Source organism: Arthrobacter sp. efr-133-TYG-118, assembly GCF_030209755.1.
In the GTDB taxonomy this organism is placed as follows: domain Bacteria; phylum Actinomycetota; class Actinomycetes; order Actinomycetales; family Micrococcaceae; genus Arthrobacter.
Genome location: NZ_JARVRH010000004.1, coordinates 370,880 through 394,319, shown reverse-complemented (window position 1 = coordinate 394,319; position 23,440 = coordinate 370,880). Strand labels below are relative to the sequence as shown.

The 23,440-nt window shown below is 62.5% G+C and carries 22 protein-coding genes and 1 pseudogene; 20 read left to right on the top strand and 3 right to left on the bottom strand.

Translation table 11 applies throughout. The features are described 5' to 3' along the window. Nucleotides 1-108 precede the first annotated feature (108 nt). Both QRN59_RS04240 and QRN59_RS04235 read left to right on the top strand, forming a co-directional pair. Nucleotides 109-447 carry a hypothetical protein gene (locus tag QRN59_RS04240; RefSeq protein ID WP_284981260.1) on the top strand — a complete coding sequence of 113 codons (339 nt, stop codon included), beginning with the start codon at nt 109-111 and terminating at the stop codon, nt 445-447. 9 nt (nt 448-456) lie between these two features. Continuing rightward, entirely contained in the window at nt 457-960 is a 504-nt protein-coding gene (locus tag QRN59_RS04235; RefSeq protein WP_284981259.1) for a mycothiol transferase, read from the top strand. 11 nt (nt 961-971) lie between these two features. On the opposite strand, the gene QRN59_RS04230 is transcribed toward QRN59_RS04235, so the two are convergent. Further along, entirely contained in the window at nt 972-2,393 is a 1,422-nt protein-coding gene (locus QRN59_RS04230; protein ID WP_284981258.1) for an MFS transporter, read from the bottom strand. A 115-nt stretch (nt 2,394-2,508) separates the two neighbouring features. Between QRN59_RS04230 and QRN59_RS04225 the strand changes: the two genes are divergently transcribed. The 13 genes and pseudogenes from QRN59_RS04225 (at nt 2,509) to QRN59_RS04165 (ending at nt 16,288) form a co-directional block, all read left to right on the top strand. After that, nucleotides 2,509-3,057, top strand: a complete 549-nt coding sequence (locus QRN59_RS04225) for a TetR/AcrR family transcriptional regulator (RefSeq protein WP_284981257.1) — start codon at nt 2,509-2,511, stop codon at nt 3,055-3,057. A gap of 136 nt (nt 3,058-3,193) precedes the next feature. Further along, entirely contained in the window at nt 3,194-4,510 is a 1,317-nt protein-coding gene (locus tag QRN59_RS04220; RefSeq protein WP_284981256.1) for a TIM-barrel domain-containing protein, read from the top strand. A 20-nt stretch (nt 4,511-4,530) separates the two neighbouring features. Next, nucleotides 4,531-5,529, top strand: a pseudogene (locus tag QRN59_RS04215) (aldo/keto reductase family protein). Nucleotides 5,530-5,776: 247 nt separating this feature from the next. Further along, nucleotides 5,777-6,691: a glycoside hydrolase family 25 domain-containing protein gene (locus QRN59_RS04210; protein WP_284981255.1), complete on the top strand. Its 915-nt coding sequence runs from the start codon at nt 5,777-5,779 to the stop codon at nt 6,689-6,691. 69 nt (nt 6,692-6,760) lie between these two features. Next, nucleotides 6,761-8,128 (top strand): MFS transporter, encoded by a 1,368-nt coding sequence (locus tag QRN59_RS04205; RefSeq protein ID WP_284981254.1) that lies wholly within the window; start codon nt 6,761-6,763, stop codon nt 8,126-8,128. 247 nt (nt 8,129-8,375) lie between these two features. Next, the gene (locus tag QRN59_RS04200; RefSeq protein ID WP_284981253.1) at nt 8,376-10,937 is read left to right on the top strand and encodes a LuxR C-terminal-related transcriptional regulator; all 2,562 of its coding nucleotides are present in this window, start codon (nt 8,376-8,378) and stop codon (nt 10,935-10,937) included. 222 nt (nt 10,938-11,159) lie between these two features. Next, the gene (locus QRN59_RS04195; RefSeq protein WP_284981252.1) at nt 11,160-11,492 is read left to right on the top strand and encodes a hypothetical protein; all 333 of its coding nucleotides are present in this window, start codon (nt 11,160-11,162) and stop codon (nt 11,490-11,492) included. Between the two features lie 273 nt (nt 11,493-11,765). Continuing rightward, nucleotides 11,766-12,098, top strand: a complete 333-nt coding sequence (locus QRN59_RS04190; protein WP_241710747.1) for a hypothetical protein — start codon at nt 11,766-11,768, stop codon at nt 12,096-12,098. Nucleotides 12,099-12,112: 14 nt separating this feature from the next. Further along, on the top strand, nt 12,113-12,652 hold the full coding sequence (locus tag QRN59_RS04185) for a hypothetical protein (RefSeq protein WP_284981251.1): 540 nt from the start codon (nt 12,113-12,115) through the stop codon (nt 12,650-12,652). Between the two features lie 223 nt (nt 12,653-12,875). After that, nucleotides 12,876-13,493 (top strand): DUF1326 domain-containing protein, encoded by a 618-nt coding sequence (locus QRN59_RS04180; protein ID WP_284981250.1) that lies wholly within the window; start codon nt 12,876-12,878, stop codon nt 13,491-13,493. Beyond that, on the top strand, nt 13,490-14,320 hold the full coding sequence (locus QRN59_RS04175) for a DUF2182 domain-containing protein (RefSeq protein ID WP_284981249.1): 831 nt from the start codon (nt 13,490-13,492) through the stop codon (nt 14,318-14,320). The genes QRN59_RS04180 and QRN59_RS04175 overlap by 4 nt, the downstream gene beginning before the upstream one ends. 45 nt (nt 14,321-14,365) lie before the next feature. Continuing rightward, nucleotides 14,366-14,779, top strand: a complete 414-nt coding sequence (locus QRN59_RS04170; RefSeq protein ID WP_284981248.1) for an ester cyclase — start codon at nt 14,366-14,368, stop codon at nt 14,777-14,779. Nucleotides 14,780-14,896: 117 nt separating this feature from the next. Further along, entirely contained in the window at nt 14,897-16,288 is a 1,392-nt protein-coding gene (locus QRN59_RS04165) for an APC family permease (RefSeq protein ID WP_284981247.1), read from the top strand. Between the two features lie 12 nt (nt 16,289-16,300). Here the strand turns inward: QRN59_RS04165 and QRN59_RS04160 are convergent, their stop codons facing one another. Continuing rightward, nucleotides 16,301-17,635 (bottom strand): DUF2254 domain-containing protein, encoded by a 1,335-nt coding sequence (locus tag QRN59_RS04160; protein ID WP_284981246.1) that lies wholly within the window; start codon nt 17,633-17,635, stop codon nt 16,301-16,303. Nucleotides 17,636-17,741: 106 nt separating this feature from the next. On the opposite strand from QRN59_RS04160, the gene QRN59_RS04155 reads away from it, so the two are divergent. Beyond that, nucleotides 17,742-18,281, top strand: a complete 540-nt coding sequence (locus QRN59_RS04155) for a flavodoxin domain-containing protein (protein ID WP_284981245.1) — start codon at nt 17,742-17,744, stop codon at nt 18,279-18,281. Nucleotides 18,282-18,383: 102 nt separating this feature from the next. Continuing rightward, nucleotides 18,384-18,944 (top strand): YceI family protein, encoded by a 561-nt coding sequence (locus tag QRN59_RS04150; RefSeq protein WP_284981244.1) that lies wholly within the window; start codon nt 18,384-18,386, stop codon nt 18,942-18,944. A 27-nt stretch (nt 18,945-18,971) separates the two neighbouring features. Here the strand turns inward: QRN59_RS04150 and QRN59_RS04145 are convergent, their stop codons facing one another. Continuing rightward, nucleotides 18,972-19,640, bottom strand: a complete 669-nt coding sequence (locus QRN59_RS04145) for a response regulator (protein ID WP_284981243.1) — start codon at nt 19,638-19,640, stop codon at nt 18,972-18,974. Between the two features lie 264 nt (nt 19,641-19,904). On the opposite strand from QRN59_RS04145, the gene QRN59_RS04140 reads away from it, so the two are divergent. The 3 genes from QRN59_RS04140 (at nt 19,905) to QRN59_RS04130 (ending at nt 22,824) form a co-directional block, all read left to right on the top strand. Next, on the top strand, nt 19,905-20,762 hold the full coding sequence (locus QRN59_RS04140) for an ABC transporter ATP-binding protein (protein ID WP_284981242.1): 858 nt from the start codon (nt 19,905-19,907) through the stop codon (nt 20,760-20,762). Between the two features lie 26 nt (nt 20,763-20,788). After that, the gene (locus QRN59_RS04135; protein WP_284981241.1) at nt 20,789-21,649 is read left to right on the top strand and encodes an ABC transporter permease; all 861 of its coding nucleotides are present in this window, start codon (nt 20,789-20,791) and stop codon (nt 21,647-21,649) included. 68 nt (nt 21,650-21,717) lie between these two features. Further along, nucleotides 21,718-22,824, top strand: a complete 1,107-nt coding sequence (locus tag QRN59_RS04130; RefSeq protein ID WP_284981240.1) for an ABC transporter substrate-binding protein — start codon at nt 21,718-21,720, stop codon at nt 22,822-22,824. Nucleotides 22,825-23,440: the final 616 nt, after the last annotated feature.

Genomic DNA, 23,440 nt, shown 5'->3' with positions numbered 1-23,440 from the left:
CTGCCGATCCGCATAATGTTTGGCGACCGGCGACCGGCGACCGGCGACCGGCGACTTCGCTGACGGTTACCGGTTGTTCCTCGACGCCCGGGGCGGGAAGATGTTCCCATGCTGCCGGAGGAGCGTTTCAACGTACTGGTCGATGAATTCAGGGCCAGCCCGGGCGTGAGCGTGCCGGGAGAACCGGGTCAGCGCGGATTCGGTTCGAACGCGCTGAAGGTCCACGGCTCGATTTTTGCGATGATTTCCGGAGACAGGCTTGTTGTGAAGCTGCCGCACCAGCGGGTCGAGACGTTGATCGGAACCGGAGTTGGTGCGCCGTTTGACGCCGGAAAGGGCCGTGCAATGAGGGAGTGGCTCACCGTCATTGCCGACGATGAAGAGTCATGGCTGGCCCTGGCACATGAGGCCTGGGACTTCGTGAGGTCCCAGCGAGGAACTCAGTGAAGGGACGCGATGAAATCCAACGAACTGCTGCTGGATGCTTTTGGCCGGATCCGTGACACCGTGGCCGCCACTCTCGAGGGGGTCGACGACGAGTCCCTGGTCCGGCGGCCCGAAGGGAACGGAAACTCGATTGCGTGGTTGATCTGGCATCTCAGCCGAGTGGAAGACCTGCAGCTCGCCTCCGTCGCCGGCGTCGAGCAGGTGTGGACTTCGCAGAACTTTGCCGGCCGCTTCAACCTGCCGCTGCCCGAACGGGACACCGGCTACGGCCACTCGAGCGATAAAGTCGACGCGGTTCAGGCCCCGCCGGAGCTGTTGTTCGAATATTACGACGCCGTCCACCGGCAGACCGTAGCGTTCCTGAAAACTCTCGGCGACGAGGACCTTGATCGTATCGTCGACACCCGCTGGGATCCGCCCGTCACCCTAGGCGTGCGGTTGGTCAGCACTATTGCCGATTGCCTTCAGCACGTGGGGCAGGCCGCCTATGCCAAGGGCCTAGGCGGCCTGTAAAAACGCACACCTCATACCGCGTTCCGGGGTTTGAAGACCAACCCCAGGACTGCTGCCAGCGCGAGCGCGGAGAGGATGGTTGCCGACCAGAACCCGGCCCGTCCGCCGGTCAGGAAGTCGCCGGGGATAGCGAAGGCTGCGTAAATCGAAGCCACGATGGCCAGCCCGACCGCGCCGCCTAGCTGCTGCATTGTCTGGAAAAGCCCCGACGCGGACCCTGCATGCTCGGGTTCGACGTTGCGTAGCGCGAGAGTCGTGAGCGGCATGAACGTCATGCCGGCGGAGATTCCAGTGCCCAGAAGTGCAAGCAAAACGAGGGCGAACGGGGTGTCCGTGTTCAGTTGCGTCAGCGGCAAGAAGGCGACGACGCGAAGGGCGGTGCCGAAGATGACCAGCCGGACGGCCCCGAAACGCTCGAGTAGCCGCGGGACGATCCGCGACATCGCGAAGATGCTAAGCGGCATCGGCAGGAACGCCAGGCCGGTCACCATTGGCGAGAGGTGCAGATCGTCTTCGAGGTACTGGACCATCAGGAAGAACATCGCCAACATCCCGCCGTAGGTGGCCGCCATCGCGGCCAGCGCAGCCAGGCGGCTCGGGCTGCGCAGCAGTTGCGGACGGAGCAGCGGGTGGGCCACCCTCCGTTCGGTGACGGCGAGAACTGCGATCAGTGCTGCCCCGACAAGCAGGCCGCCGATCGTGCGCGGACTGGACCAGCCGACGTCGCCCGCTTGAATAAGACCCCACACGATGGCGACGGCGCCGCCCGTCGCGGTCACCGCTCCGAGGATGTCGAAGCGGCCGGGCCGCCGGGGAGTTTCCGCGATCAGGCGCGGCACCGCAATGAGGACCACGACGCCGATCGGCACGTTGATGAAGAGGGTCCACCGCCAGCTGGTGGTGTCGGTGAGCAGTCCGCCGAGGATGAGTCCGAGCGCGCCGCCCATTGAGGCAATGGCGGAGAACAGGGCGAGCGCCCGGTTCCGCGCGCCGTCGTCCTTTGCGCTGGTGGTGATCAGTGCGAGCACGCTCGGGGCGGCGAATGCCGCGCCGAGGCCCTGGAGCGCGCGTGCGATGACGAGGAGGAGGGGCGAGGTGGCCAAGCCGCCAAGCAGTGAGAAGAGCGTGAAGGCTGCGACGCCCACCAGGAAGGTGCGACGACGGCCGAGGACGTCACCGATCCGTCCACCCAGCAGCAGGAGGCCGCCGAAGGCGACGGCGTAGCCGTTCAGGACCCAGCTGAGCTCGGCCCGGTCGAAGTGGAGGTCGGTGGCGATGTGGGGGAGCGCGACGTTCACGACGGTCGCGTCAAGGACAAGCATGAGTTGGGCCAGCATGACCAGCCAGAGGCCAATGCTGCCGGCGCGGCCGCGCGGATTTCCGCTTGTCCGGGTGATCCCGGCGGGTGCGCCTGTGGCAATTGTGGGTGTCATGGGAGGTGTCCTGTTCTAGCCGAAGGGGCTGACGTACACTAAGAGGAGAGTTGCTCCGCTTAGAACTATACGGAGACACTCTCCGTTTTGCAATGGTGTATTGAAAGGTGTTTCTGTGCGCGCTGACGCTCAACGCAACCGCGACCGGATCGTGGAGGTTGCACGTGCACTCTTCCGGGTCAAAGGCTTCGAGGCTGTTTCGATGGACGAAGTCGCCAAAGCGGCCGAGGTTGGACCCGGCACGCTCTACCGGCACTTCCCGACCAAAGAGTCGCTGTACGACGCGGTCCTCGAGGCGTGGGCAGAGAAGGTCAACGCCGCAGTCAGCCAGGCACTTACCCTCGACGCCCCTGCGCGGGAGCGGTTGTTGAGTTGGCTGACCGACTATGCGTCGATGCTGACAGAACACAAGGGCGCCGCCGCACGGATTACCGCCGCGCTCGGCGACCCCGGTTCCCCCTTTGCAGCAAAGTGCCAGACCTATCTGGGGGCCAATCAGCGCGTGATCGAAGCGTTGGACTCGGCCTTGCGCCCTGGAGTCGATGCAATGCAGATCAGCCGGCTCGTCGGCGGCGTGGCTGTAGTCGTGGACAGCAGCGAACTTCCCTCCGATGCAGCAGCATCGATGCTCGCGGTCGTCGCTGACGGACTTATCGCCTCCTGACGCGATTTAGGGAGCGCGTTCGGGGACGCTCCCCGATCCTCCTGCCCTCTTGGAGCGCTTTGGGCGACCCGCGCTCACTTATGGGGCATTTTTCGCGCTCGCTCGCTCACTTGTGGTGCGTCTGTCACCCTCGCTCATGCGGCAGATGGATCTGCACCGTGAAACTGGAATCCCGGTGGGATCCGTGGTCATTGAGGCGTGGAGTGACGAGGCAACCTTCACTGCGTTCCGTGACGCCGTCTATGACCCCAGTCCCGATGGCGGCCCTCTCCGGCTTAATGACTTCACTTTCCCCGAAGCGGGGGCCTGGCCGGATCCGAAAGCGATGGTCGACGAGCTCCACGGTCGGGACATTCGCGTGGTCCTGTGGCAGATCCCGCTCATCAAGATGCGACCGCACCCCCACGGTCAGGCACGGAACGACGCCCAGGCCGCAATCCGTGAAGGCAGGCTCATTCGTGAGGAGGCCCCGGATGGCAGTCTGCGGCCATACCGGAACCGTGGATGGTGGTTCCCACTTGGACTTATGCCGGACCTGACCGATCCGGAGGCGGCACGCTGGTGGACTGAGAAACGGCGATATTTGGTCGACGAACTTGGCATCGACGGATTCAAAACTGACGGAGGGGAGCACGCCTGGGGCGAGGATCTTCACTACCTCAATGGGATGAGGGGAGACGAAGGGAACAACTTGTTCCCGGTTGCGTACGCCAAAGCCTATGGCGATCTGCTTGAGTCTGCCGGCAAGGCGCCGGTCACTTTCAGCCGGGCCGGTTTCACTGGCTCCCAGGCCCATGGAGCCTTTTGGGCTGGTGACGAGGACTCCACCTGGGATGCATTCCGCTGGTCAATGTTTGCCGGCCTATCGGCCGCCGCGAGTGGCGTCGTGTACTGGGGCTGGGACTTTGCGGGGTTCTCCGGTGACGTGCCGACTGCCGAACTGTATCTGCGCTCGGCGGCGGCGGCAGTGTTCGTCCCCATCATGCAGTACCACTCCGAATTCAACCATCACCGCACGCCATCGCGTGACCGCACGCCATGGAATATCCAGGAAAGAAGCGGCGACGAAACCGTGATTCCGATATTCCGCGAACTGACGGAGCTTCGCGAACGCCTCATCCCGTATTTGTCAGAGCAAGCCCGAAAGACCATAGCCACCGGCGCCCCACTCATGCGGCCCCTCTACTTCGACTATCCCGAAGACCAGGAGGTCTGGGACCACCCGCTGCAATGGACGCTCGGCGATGACCTGCTGGTTGCGCCGGTAACCCAGGAGGGGACCAGGTCCTGGACAATCTACCTTCCTTCCGGCGACTGGATCGACGCATGGACGGGGGACAGCTACGCAGGAAAACAAACAGTAGATGTGCCCGCTCCGCTCAACCGCATCCCCGTATTTGTCCGCGCAGACGCTTGGGACCGCGTGAAGGGCATCTTCGCAATCCGCCGCTGAACCGACGCAGGAGATTATTCATGGAATACAGGAAACTGGGCCGAAGCGGCATGTATGTCAGCGAAATTGCCTACGGGTAACTGGATGACGCACGGGTCTCAAATAGAGCAGGATACGGCCGCCGCATGCGTCCATGCAGCTCTAGACGTCGGCATCACCACCTTCGACACCGCCGACGCTTACGCTGACACGCGCGCGGAAAGTGCTTTGGGCGACGCGCTGAATGGGGTGCGGCGCGAAAGCGTGGAGATTCTGACCAAGGTTATTTCCCCACGGGAGAGGGGCGTAACGACCGGGGCCTTTCGCGCAAGCACATCCGGGAGTCGATCAACGCCAGCCTCCGCAGACTTAAGACGGACTACGTCGACCTCTACCAGGCACATCGTTTCGACTATGAGACGCCGCTGGAGGAGACGATGCAGGCCTTCGCCGACGTCGTACGTGACGGCAAGGCCCACTACATTGGCGTTTCCGAATGGACGGCTGAAGAAATCCGTTCCGGGGCCGCTCTGGCCAAGGAACTGAACATCCAACTCGTGTCCAACCAACCCCAGTACAACATGTTGTGGAGGGTTATCGACAAGGAAATCGTGCCGGCCTGTGAGGAGCTGGGAATCAGCCAGATCGTCTGGTCCCCGCTTGCCCAAGGCGTGCTCACCGGCAAATATCTCCCAGGCAAAGAGGCCCCAACCGGCTCCCGTGCCACCGATCAGAAGGGCGGCAAGGACACGGTGGCCCGATGGCTGGGCGATGAGGTCCTCACCAAAGTGCAGCAACTACAGCCGATTGCTGCTGATACCGGAATGAGCTTGGGCACGATGGCATTGGCCTGGGTCCTTCAGAACCCGAACGTATCGGCGGCGATTGTCGGGGCCTCGCGGCCCGAACAGATCACGGCCAATGCCACAGCTGCCGGCCGGAAGCTTGAGGACGCCCTGATGAAACAGATCGACGACATCCTTGATCCTTTGATCGAACGCGATCCTGCGAAGACCGACTCCTTCCAGGCCCGACCATAAGTTGGGACACGATCGGCACCGGCGCGGCCCTGAGTACCCCAGCATCTGAGCTGTACTCCAAGTGCACAACGCCACTTACTCGCAAATTCGTTAACCAAGTCCAGTAGGGATCACTCAAGGCTGCCCAGAAGCCCGTCCGTAGGATCCGTAGTGAGCCGAAGATGGCTCACTGCCATTGCTTTTGGGATGCAATGTGCGGCAGTACCAACCCCCGGCAGGGCCCTGAACCATGCCAAGGACGCACATCATGAAAACTGCAAAAATCATGGCCGTCGCTTGCCTTTTGCTTGCTTGGACAGCCACACCAACCTCCCCGGCGAACGCCGCACCCATGGAGGCTTCGGGCATTGTCTTGGGCAGCGACATTTCTTGGCCACAATGTGGTGGCGGACTTCCTTCCGGCCAGGCGTTCGGGATCGTCGGCGTGAACGGCGGCCGTCCGGGCACCGCGAATCCCTGTTTCGCCGAGCAGCTGGGCTGGGCCAGCGGCTCGGCGGGCGGGACCAGCCAACCCGCAGCCGCGGTGTACGTCAACACCGCCAATCCCGCGGGATATGGCGGGTGGTGGCCCGGATCCGATGCTGAGGTGGGCCTTCGCGGTCCCAACCCGTATGGTAGCTGCAACGGGACTGCTTCGGCGGCGTGCGCCTACCTCTACGGTTACGGAATGGCCTTCGACGCCGTCACTCGGTATGGGGTGCCCGATCCCGCCAAGCGCATGTGGTGGCTGGACGTGGAGACCGGGAATGCATGGTCTTGGGACACCGTGGCCAACGCCGCCGACATTGAAGGCATGGCCGCGTTTCTGCAAAGCATCGGCGCCCAGGTTGGCATCTATTCCACCTCGTACCAGTTCGGACTTATCGCCGGTCGGCTTCATCCCGACAGCAATCTGAACGGACTTAAGAGTTGGCTTGCCGGAGCAACGTCACCGGAGACCGCAGTGGAACTGTGCTCGGCCCCGCCCCTGACAGCCGGCGGTGTGGTTGTACTCACCCAATTCACCACAGACTTCGACTACAACTACTCCTGCCTTCCGCCCGCACCGCCACCACCACCGGCACCTGCTCCGGTAGTGGCCCCGCCGAAGCCCCCGGTCCCAACGCTGACTACAGACGCCACCGGGAAGCGGAAGCCGGTGCAGTCGATACCGCAGAGCTGACGGCTCCCAGCCGAGGTTCGTGACGCGTCGTTTCGTGACCTCAGGCAACGATGGACCAGACTTAGGGACGTGACCAACAAACCCCGCCCCGGCCTGGCGATCGCTGCACTTAGTCTCGGGACGGCGCTGAATCCGCTGAACTCGTCGATGATCGCGGTCGCGCTCGTGGTTCTGCGCCAGGACTTTGCGCTCGACGTCGCCACGGTCACCTGGGTGATCACGTCCTTCTATCTCGCCTCTGCGGCTGGCCAGCCCCTCATGGGCCGGCTGGCGGACCGATTCGGTCCGCGAAGGTTGTTCACCTTCGGCATGGCGGTGGTCGCAATTGCCTGCGCGCTGGCGCCATTCTCGCCGAACTTCGCACTGGTCTGCGTGGCCCGCGCGCTCATGGCGGTGGGGACCGCGACGGCGTACCCGTGCGCCGTCGTCATGGTTTCGACGCTCAGCCGGCAGGCGAACATCAGTTCCACCCGACCCCTGGGGCGCATCCAGATGGCGAACACCTCGGCCGCCGCGGTGGGACCCGTCGTCGGCGGCCTTTTGGTGAGCCTGGTCGGCTGGCAGGCGCTGTTCGCGATCAACGTGCCGATCTCGCTCCTGGCCCTGATTGTGGTGCAGCGGGTGGCACCGCCGGACGTCGGACGCGAAAGCGGCAAGCTCTCGGCCCTCGTGCGCGATTCCGACATTCCTGGCATCCTGGCGTTCATCGCTTCCTTGACGCTGGCGATGATGGCGCTGCTCAACGTGATGCCGGCCTACCGCTGGTGGTTCATCGCCGTCGCTGTGGTCCTGGCCGGGCTATTCGCATGGCGCGAGTTCCGGTTCAGTCCGCCGTTCCTGGACTTGCGGCTGCTCGGCCGGAACCGGCCGCTCCTGCTGCTGTACTTGGGTTTCGCGGTGTTCAGCGCGGTCTATTATTTTGCCTTCTTCGGCCTTCCGCAGTTGCTGCAGCAGGCGGGAAAGTACGACGCCGGCGTGGTCGGCCTGCTGATGCTTCCCCTTGCTGCCATGTCGGTTTTCATGACGCCGGTGACGGTGCGGTTCATTGAGCGGTTCGGCGTGCGGTCCGTGATGATCGTCGGCGTCGTGCTTTTGGCGCTGGCTTCCGGCGGGCTCGGGGTGCTGACGCTGTCCTTCTGGCCGCCGCTGGTTCTCGGGCTAACAGCGTTGATGGGTGTTCCGTATGGCGTGGTCAGCACGGCGTCGAACCAGGGTTTGTATGTGTCCGCGCGGCCCGAGGACAGGGGAGTGGCAGCCGGGATTTTCCAGACGTGCAGATACCTCGGGGCCATCACGGCGACGGTCCTCATCGGCGTGCTGTACGGGCCTGGGGTCAACCAGGCAAACTGGGGACTCATGGTGTTGGTAATGCTGGGGCTGAGCGCGGTGGTGTTTGTGTTGGCGCTGGCTTGGCGGAAGCCGGGGGTTGTGGGTTAGGTCCAATCGCGCGACTCCGAAACCCCGCTGCGGGTCGACAAACCCCTATACCTACTCCGAGGCACCTCGACCACTCATTTTCCGTGCGATGCCCACTCAATTTCTGTGCAATGCATACTCAGTGATCATTTTCGACCGTAGCGTTGGATAGATTGTCAGGCTAAGGGCTCTGGGGCGCTCTCCTCAGATTTGGAAGGCCACTAGGCTCACATTTCAAAGCTGGGGTGTCTGCCTTAGGAGTTGGGAAGTGTTCGAAGAGGAAGTCCGACGGGCACTTGACTACGTGGCTCGCGGTGTCAGTGTTCGGATCGTCGGCGGCCCCGGAAGCGGAAAGTCAACGGTCCTGCAGTCGATCGCTGCTGGCCTCGAAAAGGCCGGGTTCACGGTCTACAGCCTCTCGGGTTCGCGGCTCCTGAATGAAACGCCGTTCGCAGGGATTGGCGCACTCGGGCTGGAAGGGCGCGGACAAGAGAATGGGCCGCTAGGAGTCGCGAACCTGCTCGCCGAACAGTTGGCGCAGCGAGGCGCCCGGGTAATAGTTGTTGATGATATCGATGAGCTCGACAGGGAATCAGCGGCAGTCATTGACATGGTTCAGGGGCGGACCCAACGGCCGCTGGTGGTGACGATGGACGATCCCCCACTGTACTCAGGGGGCTCTGTGTTCATGCCTGCCCGATGGCCGGAGACAACGATACGACTCTGTCCACTTCACTACGATCAAGTCAATAAACTCCTGGCCCAGACGCTCGGGTCGCCGCCGGACGTGGATTTGACCGCCGCCGTGCTCATGAAATCTGGAGGCAACCCGCGACTCGCGGTCAGAATCGCCCAAAGCGCGGAGCTGAGCAAGCAGGTTGTCCTCCATGACGGACAGTGGAGCATGAGTGGGCACACACTCTGGAACGAATACATCCAGAGCACCGTCCAGGCTCTCCTTCACGGACTGAGCGCCGATGAATGGAAGGGACTGCACACGCTGTCTGCGGTGGGAGCCCGGCCGCTGGGGTCCCTAATGCAAATAGTTGAGGCAGGCATCCTGGACAGGCTCGAAGTGCGCGGGCTGGTTGCGCTCAGCGAAGACAGCTCTGGAGCCATGTGGGTAAGCGTCAGTCCCCACATTGTTATCGACCACTTCCGTGACCCTCAGGTGCGGTCCTCCCTCAGGGTGCTGGCGGATCGGATGAGCCGGGAGATCGATTCCCATGACCGGCCCATAACGAGTTCCTCGCCTGAGCTTCTGGCCGAACTGATCAGAGACCTGCGGAGTGAAGCCCGCGGCGGCACGGCTGCGACGCGGCACTTCCAAGAACAGCTCCGGGAACTGGAGGAATCACAATTCAGCGTCTGGGAGTCCGAAAAGACCATGTCCAACGCAGCAGCGTTCCTCAAGTTCTACTGGGGCGGTCCGATCGATCCCTCACGCATCGAACAAGTCTTCAGCGAAACTGAGGCGGTAGGAGCTGATTCTGGGGATCACTTCTTCTTCGCCATGACCCGGGCGCTGTGGGCCATCGTCAGCGGCGGGGATTCATCTATCGCGATGGACATACTCCAGGCGATCGGCCAAGCGCACCCTGATTGGAAGGCAGAAGCCCAAGCGTTCGCGCTCTACCTCGAGGCGTCCTTTGACCGAATGCCTGTGAACCTCGACGAAACCCTGGACAGGCTCCGCAGCCGCCACCCCGAGAGCGGCGTTTTGCCAGTCATCCGGGGCATCCTGGAGCTCTACCGCTTCGACGCCCAGGCTGCCCTCCGGGCCCTTGATTCAGCAGACGGCTTCGACCTTGCCGCAGGCATGGAACCCTTCGTCCGCGGACTCGCGCTCCATATTGCCGGCCGCGGCGAAGAAGCAGTGATCTTCTCCCTCAGTCAACGTGCCGCGGCGCGGCGCCGCCTTGACCAGTTCGGCTTCGTCGCGAGCAGCTACGTTGCGGTACTGGCCATGACACAACAAGGACTCAGCAAGGAAGCTGACTGTGTAATGACTGGCGTCTTCGCGCTCGGCCGGCCCGGCTTCCTCGTGAGCTTCCTCCACGACGCGATGCTCAGAATCGCCGGCCTTCGCACCCTGGCCGGCAACGGCAAGAATGCCGCCTCCCTCGGGATACAGGCACGCAAAAACGTCGCCGACATCGGCCCCCTGCCTGGAACCGGGAAAGCAGTCTATGAGCTCGTGACCCGGAAATACGCCGACCCATCCGACTTTGACGAAAAGGCTGCGGACCTTCTGGAACAACAACTGGACCGCGGTTACATCACCGAAGCCGTGTATGCCTCATTGTTCATGCTGTCCCTTTACCCCGGACACAAAATCCTGGAGACCACGCAACAGCTATTGCAGGAAAACGGCGTGAGCACCCATGCCCAGTTCCTCGCCATCGCCGGTGCCATTCGTGACCGCGACCACCAACGGCTAAAAATCCTATTGGACCAATACGAAGCCGACTCCGACCTTCCCGCGATCACCAGGCTCTTGGAAGGCGTGGTGAAGGGTCACCTCCTCAAACGCCACCGGGGGTTGGCCAAGACTTTTCATCAAATCATCTCAACTTTCGAAGACCGCTTCCCGCCAGAAGGGGCACAACTGACCCTCGACACGGGAGGGCATTCCCAGGGTCTGACTTCTCGGGAGAGGGAAATCGCCATCCTGGCGGGCAGCCAACGCACCCCCGAAATCGCGGCCCTCCTGGGGATCAGCCCCCGGACCGTGGAAAACCACATCTCCAGAGCCCTTGCCAAGACCGGAACCGCCACGCGCCAGTCCCTTTATGAGCACGCTCGAAACTCTCAAACAGATGGCGGATAACGGGACGCCTGTGAGTGGTGCATTCTCGAAATTGAGTATGCATAGACCACAAAATGAGTGGTGCAAATGTCGGAATTGAGTAGTATCGAGGCCTTGCGTGGATGCATCAATCAATTCTGGTTATTGACCTTAAGATTAAAGCCTCCGCCAGCTATTGATTTTTATATTGATCGCAAATATTGTTGACGAACATGTTTTCGACTTATCTTTGGGGGATCCGGCATGCTTAATTTCCTTAAGACTTTTGGCTCAATCGCGCTTTCTTCAGTATTGGCTTTTTCGGGAACCAGTGCCGGCATCGCCACCGCTGCTCCGACTGCGGGCGTTGCTGGCGCGGTGGATGCAACCATGGAGCCGCAGGTTGCTCTTGTTTGGCTCGTCTGGCAGGATAACTTCTACTTTGAGGCAACCTGCATCAATGCCTCTTTCACAATCCTTAGCACGCACGGTTATATCCGTGGCTACAAGTGTCGCCAGAACCCTTATGGTTCCTTCAATTCCGGTCGCTGGTCGCTCTGGGTTTACGTTCCTGACTCCGTACATCCTCCGAAGTAGAGGTCGCTCCGTGCTATGAACAGAAATAGAGCCACAAACAGCGGTCAGCTGTTACTTCCTGTCCAAGACGGAAGTTTGGTCGAAGCGCGCGGTCGGCTGTTCACGGGGGCCGACGGACATGCCTATGTACGGCCGAGAATGCACCCGGATGAACCGCGTATCGGTCTGCACGAGCAAGCTCAATTGGACACAACAACAGTCAGAATCAGGGTCACGGGCCTTGAAACTGGCGAACCGGGCTCGTGGCACACAATTCGTGGCACTTTAAGGGGGATGAGCATCGAAGTTGAAGCTGTACTCGATGCCCCTGCGGAATGGCTCGACTCTTGGGAGGAGGCGGACCCAAGATACGCAGAGTCGAAGCCCGATGAGCCGTCGGAGTGGTTCCTTAGTCCCGACCGCAAGGCGCTTCTGGAAGGAATCTTTGCCAGCTTTGAAGAGCACAAGGACTTCTATCCCCATATTTCGTCCGGACTCAACGGCACTTACGAAGGTACATTCCGCGTCAGCCTGTACATGCTGGCCATCAACGAAAGTTTCGCATCGTGGGCAGGCAGCTACAGTTCCGACGACCTCCTTGTTCGATCGTTCGTGAGGGCGCTGTAGCTTTGGGGGTTGCTGTGCGTTGGAGAAGCACTGTCGGCCCGGTCTTTGCGATGCTCTTCTCGGGAGCCGCATTGACTGCCTGCGACGGAAACGTCCACCATCCCACCGGCCCGGTAAGGGTTACCGATCCGGTCCAGATTACCGAGGCGGCGCCGCAAGACGGGGCGCTGGCGTCAGCTGCAAGCTTCATTACCAAAGAGTTAAGCGGCGACCCCGACTTCGGGTCAGTCGCCCTTGAACAGGGGAAGCTGGTCATTATGTGGCACGGGCCCGAGAGCGACCGGATCTCACGCTTGCGCGACCAACTCCCGGGCGTTGACATCTCGATCCGTTCGGCAGCGTGCGTTCCGGGAACTGTCATGGACCGGGCGGGAACCCTTTTGACAGAAGATCCAAGAGTCCGGGTCGTAGGGATGGCCAACGATGGGTCCCATGTGGTGGTCACGGTTTCGGAGGGCGCAGACAACAGTGCCCTGGCCGCCGCCTACGAAGCGCGGCTCGGCTGCCCGGTCCGTCTCGAAACGGGAGACGTGGTCCCGGCCACGGGGAACTGACACCGGGGGCATCCCGGCCCTGGCCTGCGGATTTAGTGAACAGCCGGACGCCCTGAAGTGCTTCTTCGGGGGGCCGACCCTTTGGGTTAGCAGAGCTTGTTGACACCCCCATTTGGCGGGAATACTCTCGGCCTTACGAGGTTCGTGGTCTCGGTTTGAGTGTTTTCGGCGCTGCCTCTGGGGGAGCTCCGCTAGTCGAATGAACTAGCGAGGAGAGTCCTCAATGTCTTGGGAAATGTCCGGAAAATATGTTGCCAATTGCAGTTGCGCGTTGATCTGTCCGTGCCCGGTGGACGGCAGGCCTAACAGTACGAACGGCGAGTGCCGCGGTGTCGCCGTGTTCCATGTTGCGGATGGGAAGCTCGATGACACCGACCTTTCGGGTGTCGACTTCGCCTTCGTCAATTTCTTCCCGTCAAACCTCACAGCGGGCGGTTGGAAGATCGGCGTCGTGGTCGATGAAGGCGCTTCGGACGGCCAGACGACCGCCCTTGAAAGCATCCTGCACGGCGAGGTCGGCGGACCGTTCGGGGATCTAGCTGCCCTATACGGCGAATGGTTGGGCGTTCAGAGGGCAAACGTCACGTTCTCGGATGGCGATAACCCGTCCGGCGCGGTGGGAGACAGCGTGAACTACACGTTGGAAACGCTGCCCGGACCGGGTGGCGGCGTCACCACCGTCAAGAACGCGATGTACGCCTTCGCTGCCGACTACATGATCGGAAAGGCACCCGGGCACTCGGATCTCTTCGGCCTGGACTTCGACGGGATCTATGGCGAGAGCGGGGAGTTCGCCTATGCAAGTGAAATGGCTGAAGGCGCTCCCAAGGGTAGGGCATGACTGCCGGGCACCTGCCTCGTAGAAAGTTGATCCGTGGAGCTGTGGCGGGCGGTACGCCGCGCGCCGCAGCTCTCAGGATCGACCTGCGCGAGGCCGGTCTGGTCGCTATGCTCCTTGTCCTAGCGGCCGTGAGCTGGATCGTTTCTGCCGTGCAAACGTCCGGGATGGACATGGGGCGTTGGACAGATCCGGGACCGCTTGGCTTCTTTCTCACCACCTGGGTGGTGATGCTCGCGGCGATGATGTTTCCGTCGGTGGCGCCCATGGTTGTCGCTTACGCCCGGATCACCCACCACCGCCGCGAGACCGGGCGCTACGCCCCTCCGGGTTCCACGGCAGTGTTCGTTGCCGGCTACCTGATCTCGTGGACGATCTTCGGCCTCGCCGCGTACGCGGTCTACGCAATAGTCGCGTCCCTCATCCCCGGTTTGTTTGCCTCCGATCCGGGCGGTCGGTACCTGGCAGCTGGAGTGATTTTTGTCGCGGCCGTCTACCAGCTCACGCCGGCCAAGAACGTCTCTCTGATGAAATGCCGGACGCCTATGGACTTCATCCTGCGCCGTATCCGCTACGGGACCTTTGGCGCGCTACGCCTTGGACTCGAGCACGGCGCGTGGTGCGTTGCTTGCTGCTGGGCGCTGATGGTGGCGCTCTTCGCGCTAGGCGTGATGAGCGTCGGCTGGATGGCTGTGGTGGGGGCATTCATCGCCTTGGAGAAAATGCTCCCGTGGAGGCGGCTCGCTAAGCGATCGGTCGCGGTGGCGCTGGCCCTGATCGCAGCCGCCATCGCCTTTGCGCCGGGGATGGCGTCTGGAGCCGGGATGTAGGTGCGGGGGAAAAATGGGACGGTTTCATTCAAGAAGGAGTCGGAAATGGCTGGCAGCAAACTGATCGAGCGCTTTTACAAAGAGATCCTCGAGGGTGGAAATCTCGATCTCATTGATGAACTGGCTACGGATAACTTGATCGATCACGAACAGGCCCTTCCAGGGCAACCGCCCGGCAAGGAGGGCGCCCGGTTCTTCGTCAACGCCATCCGGACGGCGTTCCCGGACATCAAGGTCAAGACGATCGAGCCGGCGCTGGCTGACGGAAACCTGGAGGCGTGCCACGTGGTTATGACGGGTACGCACCGCGGAGACATGGCGGGCGTTCCAGCATCGGGCAACAGCGTCGAATTCGACAGTACTGACATTATTCGCGTCGAGGACGGCAAAGTGGCTGAGCACTGGGGAACCACGAACAACCTGAGCCTCATGCAGCAGATCGGCGTCGTACCCCAGTAGCGAGTCCGCAATAGCGTCTCCCGCCCGTGCTCCTAGCTGCGGGCGGGAGGCATTCGGAGGTGAGCCGGGAAGTCTGGTCGGCAGGTCGATAAGTCTGTCCTGGAACCGGAGATCCCCGTGAAAATTCCGAGCGGAGCGTCCACCGGAGGTGGCCTGGGAAGAGGCTTGCGCTCCCGCACCGCACTGCTGCTGGCGTTTGCCTTCGCGGTCATGGCCGACCCTGTCTCCTCTGTCGCCTACGCCATTGAAGCGGCCCTGCGCGCCCTGAATGGTGATTTGGCGTTGCTGGTCCCGGCGATGGTCGTGGTGGTGGCCATCGTCGCCTTGGTCATCGTGAACTACCGGCAGCTCGTCGCGCGCTACCCGAGAGGCGGCGGGGCACCGGCTGCGGTGGGTGAGGCCTTCGGAGATGGCTGGTCCTTCATCCCGATTGGTGCGCTGGTAGTGGACTTCCTGCTCACTATCGCGATCAGCGTCTCGGCGGGGTCCTCGGCGGTGATCGCCTATTTTCCTGCTCTTGCTCCCTGGCGTTTGCTGCTCGGGCTGGGGTTGGTGGTCCTTGTCGGCGCCGCGACCTGGTTCGGTCACCTTGGCAGGTTGGTTTTCGCAGCGATGACCATGGCCTTTATCGTCGTTTCCGTTGTCGTCCTTGCCTACGGTCTGGGCGCTGCACCTCAACCGCTCGGCACGATCGTCGGCGCTCCCGGGCATCCACCAGTCCTTGCCGTGGTGCTTGCGTTCCCCGTCGCCATGGCCATGGCCACCGGTGTGGAAGCGGCGACCTCGGCGGTCGCCCAGCTCGGTCAGCTCGGCAATGACGGGAAGCGCCGTTTCGGGCAGCTCACCCTCTGGCTGACTCTCGCCATCGTCGGCACTATCACGCTGGGTCTCGCCCTCGAGGCCGCGCAGCTGCACGTCGGCATCCCTCCAAAAGACAGCACGCAGATCGCCGAGCTCGCCCGCCTCGCTGCCCCGGCGCCCGTGTTCGCCGCGTTCCAGCTCGTCACTACCTTGCTGCTGCTCTCGGCGGCTTCCTCGGGCTTCCAGGCTGGGCCGGGCCTGCTCAAAGCCCTCGCGCGCCACATCAACCCCAACGGTGAGACCGTCGGCGTCCTTCCTCTCTCCCTGGGCCGTACCAACCACCACCACACGCCCTATTGGGGTGTGGCGGTGTTCATCGTCCTGGCCGGTGCCGTGACAGCCATCGCCGGCGGCAACGACCAGGAGCTTGTCCTGTTCTACGCAGTCGCGGTCTTCCTCAGCTTCCTCGGCGGTCTGGTCTCCATGGCGCTCTTGGCCCGCAAGGAACGCCAGCCGGGAGTCTTCATCCTCAATACTGTCGGAGCCCTCGTCGTGGCCTTCACCCTCGTTGCCAATCTCTCCCGCGGGTTCCCCATCGTCAGCCTCGCCGCCGCCGTCGCCGTCGCGGGCCTCCTCTACCGGGCCTGGACCAAAGCAGGACGCCCCCGCGGCATCCGCAACGTGGCCGCCGAAGCAGAAATCGAATGACGCACGCAAACCTTAGTTTGCGGCGTCGCTCGCGCCGTCGGCGTCGTCGAAGGCGTCGAACAGCGCCGCGCCCTCCGCGAGGAGGGGTTCGCGATCGGCTGGCTGGGCCACAAGCCGGGCCACATCGCTCATGAGGGTCTCGACGTAATGCCGCACGACGGCGTGGTGGGCTGCGTCGCCGAACCACACAAGCTCACGGCACGCGCGCAACAGGGCCCTGACGACGCGAGGCTCGTTCGCGCCGTAGCGTCGCACCTGTCCGAGGGCCAGATCCACGAGATAGGCGAAATCGCGGGCCGGTACGTAAAGTCTTACGGTGCCTTGCGCGTCCGCAACGGCCTGCGGCCCGTGCTGCCGGAGCGAGAGGGCCGCGAGGATCGAGGCGAGATGGTCCACCGCTTGGTTCGCAGTGTAGGGGTCGTTGATCGCGGGCGAGAGCGCTTTGGACGCGACGTCGGCGAGTTGCCGGATCCCGAAGGCGACGTCCTGCTCAAGGGTCCGCTCGTAACCGATCCGCACGCTCTCGGCGAGCGCCCGGCGGAGTTCAGCGCCGCCGTCGGGGGCAAGAGGACGCGCGCCGTCGCCGGTGGTCTCCCACACCCAGGCGAGCGGGGATCCCGCGACGACGTGTCGGCCGATCATGGGCACCATCCGGGCAGTGAGGCCCCGGCTCGCGAGCACCCCGACGAACGCCTCGACATGGAAGGCTTGGACATATCCCGACTGCGGCACCAGCAAAGCGGTGGCGCCGGGCGGAGGGTTTGGCATGCGGATTCCGGGATCACCGGGGACGAATGACCGCTCGATCACCTTGAGGGTGGCTTTCTCGACGCCCTTCATGACTTGGTCCACCTGGATCGAATGGGACAGATGGTGGGCGAAGAAGACGAGCATGACCATGCTCACGAACAGCAGCAGGAGTGCGCCGCTCACCGCGAGGCGAGGGTAGTCCTGGGTGCGCTGTCCGGCGGCGATGCCGACCGTGTAGAGGCCGGCCGTGCTGTATGCGAACGTGGCCACGAAGGCGCTGAGCGTTACCTGGTTGGGAATGTCGCGCAGGAAGTTCCGCAGCAGCCGGGGGCTGAACTGCGTCGACGCGAGCTGCAGTGCCACGACGGTCAGTCCGAGGACGACGGCGATGACAGTCACCATGGTGCTCGCGATCCCGATGAGCAGGTTCCGCGCGTCGTCGGATGTCCCTTGGAAGAGGAGGACGGCGAAGGGTGACGTAGCGTCGAGCTGCACCGCGGAAAGGCCCGCGCCCGCGATGATCGCGAGGATGACGGCGCAGGTCGGCATCGCCCACAGGGCACTCGCCAGATACTCCCGAACGGCCTCACGCCTCACAAGTGTCACTCTCGACCGAGGGTGCCCGCCAGTCAAGGGGAGGCTTGTGAATTCCCGGAGGACCTTGGACCCTATAACGGCCGCACGGAGCGGGACACACTGGCATATGGCCAAAATCTACGTTGCTTACGGGACCGTTGAAGGACAGACGGCCCAGATCGCTGAGTATATTGCCGACGTCGCTCGGGGCCACGGCCACGAGGCGCAGACGGCGGACATCAAGAAAACCGGGGATGCCCTGCCGGACGGTTACGACGCCGTCGTGGTGGGTGCATCCGTCCATGTGGGCAAGCACGAAGGCTATGTCCGGGACTTTGTACGGAAAAACACCGCCGCGCTTCAGCGACTCCCCTCCGCGTTCTTCTCAGTCAGCCTTGCTGCCCAGGGTGATGAGGAGAACGCCGAGGGTTATGTGGAGAAGTTCGAGGCTGAGACGGGGTGGCGTCCGGCCCACGTGGGGCTCTTCAGCGGCGCCCTCCTCTACACCCATTACGGTTTCCTCAAACGCGCAATAATGAAGAAGATCGCCCGCGACAGGGGCAGCCTGGACACGGATACCTCGCGCGACTACGTCTACACCGAATGGGACGGGGTGAGGCGGTTTACCGAGGACTTCCTGGCTGGATTGGCTACCCCCGCGGCTTAGGCAAGGGCTGGGTCGCCCTGGAGTCCTTGACTTCAAGTTCCGGCTCAACAAGGGTGGAAGGGATCGATCCACGCGAAGTTCTTTCGAAACAGGAGATCCAAAATGACTCTTCCCGCAGGTTTGACTTCAGGCACCTGGCTGCTGGACATGTCCCACAGCGAGATTGGCTTCAGTGTCCGGCACGCCGGCATCAGCAAGGTCCGCGGCCGCTTCACGGAAGCAAGCGCCGAGGCCCGCGTGCGCGAGTCCCTGGCCGACGCGTCCCTCCACGCAACCGTCAAGACCGCGAGCTTCGACTCCGGCGACGCCAACCGTGACGGCCACGTCCGCGGCGCCGACTTTTTCGACGTCGAGAAGTTCCCGGAGATGACCTTCCGGGCCACCAGCGTAGAGGGCGACGGCGAGGACTACACTCTCACGGGCGACCTCACCATCCGGGGGATCACCAAGCCGGTGGAGCTGGAAGTCGAGTTCACCGGCGTCGCGGTTGATCCTTTCGGCGCGACCCGCGCCGGGTTCTCAGCCGAAACCGAGATCAGTCGGAAGGACTTCGGACTGACGTGGAACGCAGCTTTGGAGACTGGCGGTTTCCTGGTGAGCGACAAAGTGAAGATCAACCTCGAGGCTGCCCTCGTGAAGCAAGGCGAACCCGCAGCCGAGTAATCAAGAAGAAGCCCGGCCACTCCCGACTCAACTCACGGTGTAGGAGTTGAGCGGGCGGCCGGTGCTGCCATACGTAAGATCCAGTGTGAGAAGACCCTTGCGCTCCAGAACGCTGAGGTAGCGCTGGGCCGTCGGGCGGCTGACACCGAGCTGCTCGGCGATCTCAGCGGCGCTGATGGGACCCCCGGCGGCGCGGACGGCGTCGAGCGCTTTCTGCATGGTGGGCTGCAGGCGCGGCGCCGGGGCGACGGTCCTTACCCCCGCCGAGCGCGCGTTGTAGAGGCCGTCAATAGTGGCTTGGTCGGCAGTTGAAGCGGAATCCAGCTCCTGCCGCCAGATCCGGTACGCCTCGAGCTGCGTGCGGAGCCGGTCAAAGCTGAAGGGCTTGACGAGGTAATAGACCGCGCCGCTCGTCATTGCTGACTTGACGGTGGCCAAGTCCTGGGCAGCGGTGATGATGATGCAATCAACGTCGGTTCCGGAAGCCTGCAGGGACCGCAGCATTGAGATCCCGTCCTCGTCCGGAAGGTGTACATCCAGCAAGAGCAAGTCCGGGTTGAGGCGCTCGATCGCCTCCCGCGCGGCTGCGGCGCTGTACACCTGACCGACGCATTCGAAACCGTCAACCCTGGCCACGCGGGCAGCGTGGATTCCGGCGACCCGGAAATCGTCGTCAACCACCAATGTCTTAATCAACGTCCGCGCTCCTTTCCTTGTCCGCAATGGTGCGGGCATTTCCCGGGTAGTTGAAGCGACGGCAGAAAACGCACAAAACGTGCACTTTTGCGGCTAAGGCGCACAACTTACTGAAGACTTCTGGCCCGGATGAACCCTTCCTAAGCTTTACACAGTTCCAGTGATCCACATCACGAATTCGTCGGACTCCCAATGAAGGGATCCGGGTGACGGCGCAAGCTTCCGCTGGAAAAACGAACTTAAAGACAGAGAGGTCTTAGCGTTATGAATGCTATCCATCCCAACCGGCCGCCCGGGGCCCCCGAGAGGGCCGAGGTCGCCGCAGGCATCGACATTGTCGGGTTGACCAAGCGCTACCTCACCCCCAAGCACGAGACATTCACTGCCATCCGCGATGTAACGCTGAGGGTCGAACCCGGAGAGTTCTGCGCGATCGTCGGACCGACGGGCTGCGGCAAGTCGACCACCCTGGCCCAGGTTTCCGGCCTGGAGCGGCCAAGCGCCGGCTCGGTGAAAGTCCACGACCAGCTCGTTGACGGCATCACCAACGGCGTCAGCTACATGTTCCAAGCAGATGCGCTCTTCCCGTGGAAGACCGTTCTCGGGAACGTCTTGATCGGCCCGGTCCTGCTTGGGACGCCCAAGAAGGAAGCCACCTTGCTCGCAAGGGACTGGTTGCGCCGCGTGGGCCTGGCCGGCTTCGAGGACCGGTATCCGCACCAGTTGTCCGGCGGTATGCGCAAGCGCGTCGCCATGGCGGCGGCGCTGATCAACAACCCGCGGATCCTGTTGATGGATGAGCCCTTCGGCGCACTCGACGTGCAGACCAAGGCCATCATGCAGAACGAGCTGCTGCAGCTCTGGGAGGAACTGCGCCCCTCTGTCCTGTTCATCACGCACGACCTCGACGAGGCAGTGGCGCTGGCGGACAAGGTGGTCATCATGACCAGCAGCCCGGGCACGATCAAGGATGTCTTTGACATCGATCTGCCCAGGCCGCGTGGAGATGTCCAGAAGATCCGGCACGAGGAGCGGTTCCTGGAGCTGCAGGGCCAGATCTGGGAGTCCTTGAAGGACGAAGTCACCCGTGCCTACAAGCAGTCGGCGGGTGTAGCAGCATGACAACCACAATCAGTAGAGGTGCTCCCGTGCAAGAGCAAACGCAAGCGCAAGCGCAAGCGAGTGAGCTTAAGGCTTCGGCCCGGCGTTCCATGAACCGCCGCACCATCTCGGTCTGGGGCGGCCGTGCCATCCTCGCGGTCATCGTGATCGGTGGCTGGCAGTGGTTCACGACGGAGGGCTGGGTGGACAAGTTCTTCTTCGGCCAGCCGACCGAAATCTGGAACAGCCTGGTCAAGCTCTTCACCGAGGGCACGGCATTCGGCACCATCTGGGAGAACCTCGGGGTCACCATGCAGGAAGCGTTCATGGGCTTCGCGCTCGGAACGCTTGTAGGTGTCGTCCTGGGCCTGCTCCTAGGCTCGAACAAGTACCTCTCGGCCGTCGTCGGACCGTACATCCGGATCGTGAACTCGATTCCAAGAATCGTGCTGGGATCGATCTTCATCGTCGCGTTCGGCCTGGGCACCTTCCCGAAGGTGCTGCTCGCAGCAGTCCTGGTCTTCTTCGTCGTCTTCTTCAACGCCTTCCAAGGCGTCCGTGAAGTGGACCAGAACCTGGTCGGAAACGTGCGCGTCTTGGGTGCATCTCCGCTTCAGGTAGCGATCCACGTGACCATTCCCTCGGCAATGACCTGGATCATCGCGAGCCTGCACACGGCGTTCGGCTTCGCAATCATCGGCGCACTTGTCGCTGAAGTGCTCGGCGCACAGCAGGGAATCGGCTTGATCATCAGCCAGGCACAGGGAACCTTCGATCCCAACACGGTCTTCGCCTGCATGGTGATCATCTCCGTCATCACGCTCGGCGCCGAAGCCCTCATCACCTTGCTCGAACACAAGCTGCTCAAATGGCGGCCACCAAACCGTTCCGAAGCCCAGGCGATCTGACGCCCGCCGTCCCTCGATCCACACTTACCCAACGCTCGAATCCTCACAATAGAAGGAAAAGCACAACCATGATGAAGAACAAGATCTACGCCGTCGGCGCTGCCGGAGTGATCGCCCTGAGCCTCGCGGCCTGCGGCACCAGCACTGCAAGCAGCAACGGCACGGCAAGCGGCAGCGCTGCCGCGGACACCGCCTCGATGCCCACCGTAAAGCTTATGGTCGGCGGTATCGACAAGCAGATCTACCTGCCGTACCAGCTCGCAGAGCAGCTCGGCTTCTACCAGAAGTACGGCGTCAAGATGGAGCTTTCCACCGAGTCCCAGGGTGGCGTGGGCGCCGAAGACGCCATGGCATCCGGGCAAGTTGACATGGCCGGTGCGTGGTATGTCCACACCGTCGACTTCCAGTCCAAGGGCAAGAACGTCATCAACCTCGTGCAGCTTTCGGGCGCCCCGGGAGAACGCATCATGTGCAGCCCCAAGGCGAACGTGAAAACGGGCGCTGACCTCAAGGGCAAGACCGTCGGCGTCACCGACCTCGGATCGGGAACCGATGAGCTCACCCAGTTCGTCGCTGCGAAGGCAGGCCTCGCCAAGACCGACTACCACACGATCGCCGTCGGCGCCGGGGCAACCGCAATCGCGGCTATCCAGCGCGGGTCCGCTGACTGTGTCATGACCACCCAGCCAACCGTGGGCGCCCTTGAGAACAAGAACCTCGCCGTTCCTGCGATCGACCTCGCCACTGCTGACGGAGCCAAGGCATCGCTTGGCGGCACCCTGCCGTCGGCTGGCCTTCTTGCCCAGTCGGACTGGGTCAAGACCCACGAGGACGCAGCCCAGAAGGTCGTCAACGCCCTTGTGGACACGATGCACTGGATCAGCACACACTCCGCCCAGGAGATCGCCGATAAGCTGCCCCAGTCCTACGTCCAGAACAGCACCATCTCCAAGGACCAGTACGTCTCGGCTCTGAACCAGGACAAGGGCCAGTTCCTCCCGGACGGCATCATGCCTGCAGGTGGCCCCAAGACGATCTTCGACGAGGAGAAGACCATCGGCGTTGACACCTCCAAGGTCAACATCGCTGACACGTTCACCCAGAAGTACGCCCAGGCCGCTCTCAAGCTCGAGGGCTACACCGCCGCCACCACCCCCGCTGGCAACGACGGCTAATTTCTTCCCTCTATAGCTAGCCCCCAAAACGATCGGCCTGCGTGGTAATCCACGCAGGCCGATTGTTTTGGTTGTGGCTGCTTTGGGGGACGCTTCGGAAAAGTGCGACGGCGGTGGCGCCCCCGTCGAGCTACGTCCGGGGCGTCAGAGCTGCCGCGTACTGCTTCGATCCCTCGTTTGCCATTCCTCGGACCTGAAGAACTTTTCCAGCTCCGGTCCTGCATTCTCCGAGATACGTGCGTTGTCATGGGTCACGTCAAACAGGGGAAGATAGCCTTTTTGTTCCGCCAATTCGTTCGCTATTACGAGTACCGACTTATCCTCCGCGGACACCGACTCACCGCTGATCACTCGCTCCGCAATGTGCTCGCACCCGGAAACTTGCATTATGACCATGAGGTCGAAGTTTCTGAGCTCATGCTCATGCCAGATGCTCTGTAGTTGAAGAGGCCCGAAGGTGGTCCTGTCGCCAGCTCTGCTTTCATGGCTTGTCATGGGACCACCGCGAGGAACAGAAACGATTTCCTTACGAGGCGCATGTTCATCTCCATCGGGAAGGCGGGCATTCCAAAACCGGACGAGCGGTCTGTTTAAGCTAGGCCACAATGCTCTCAAG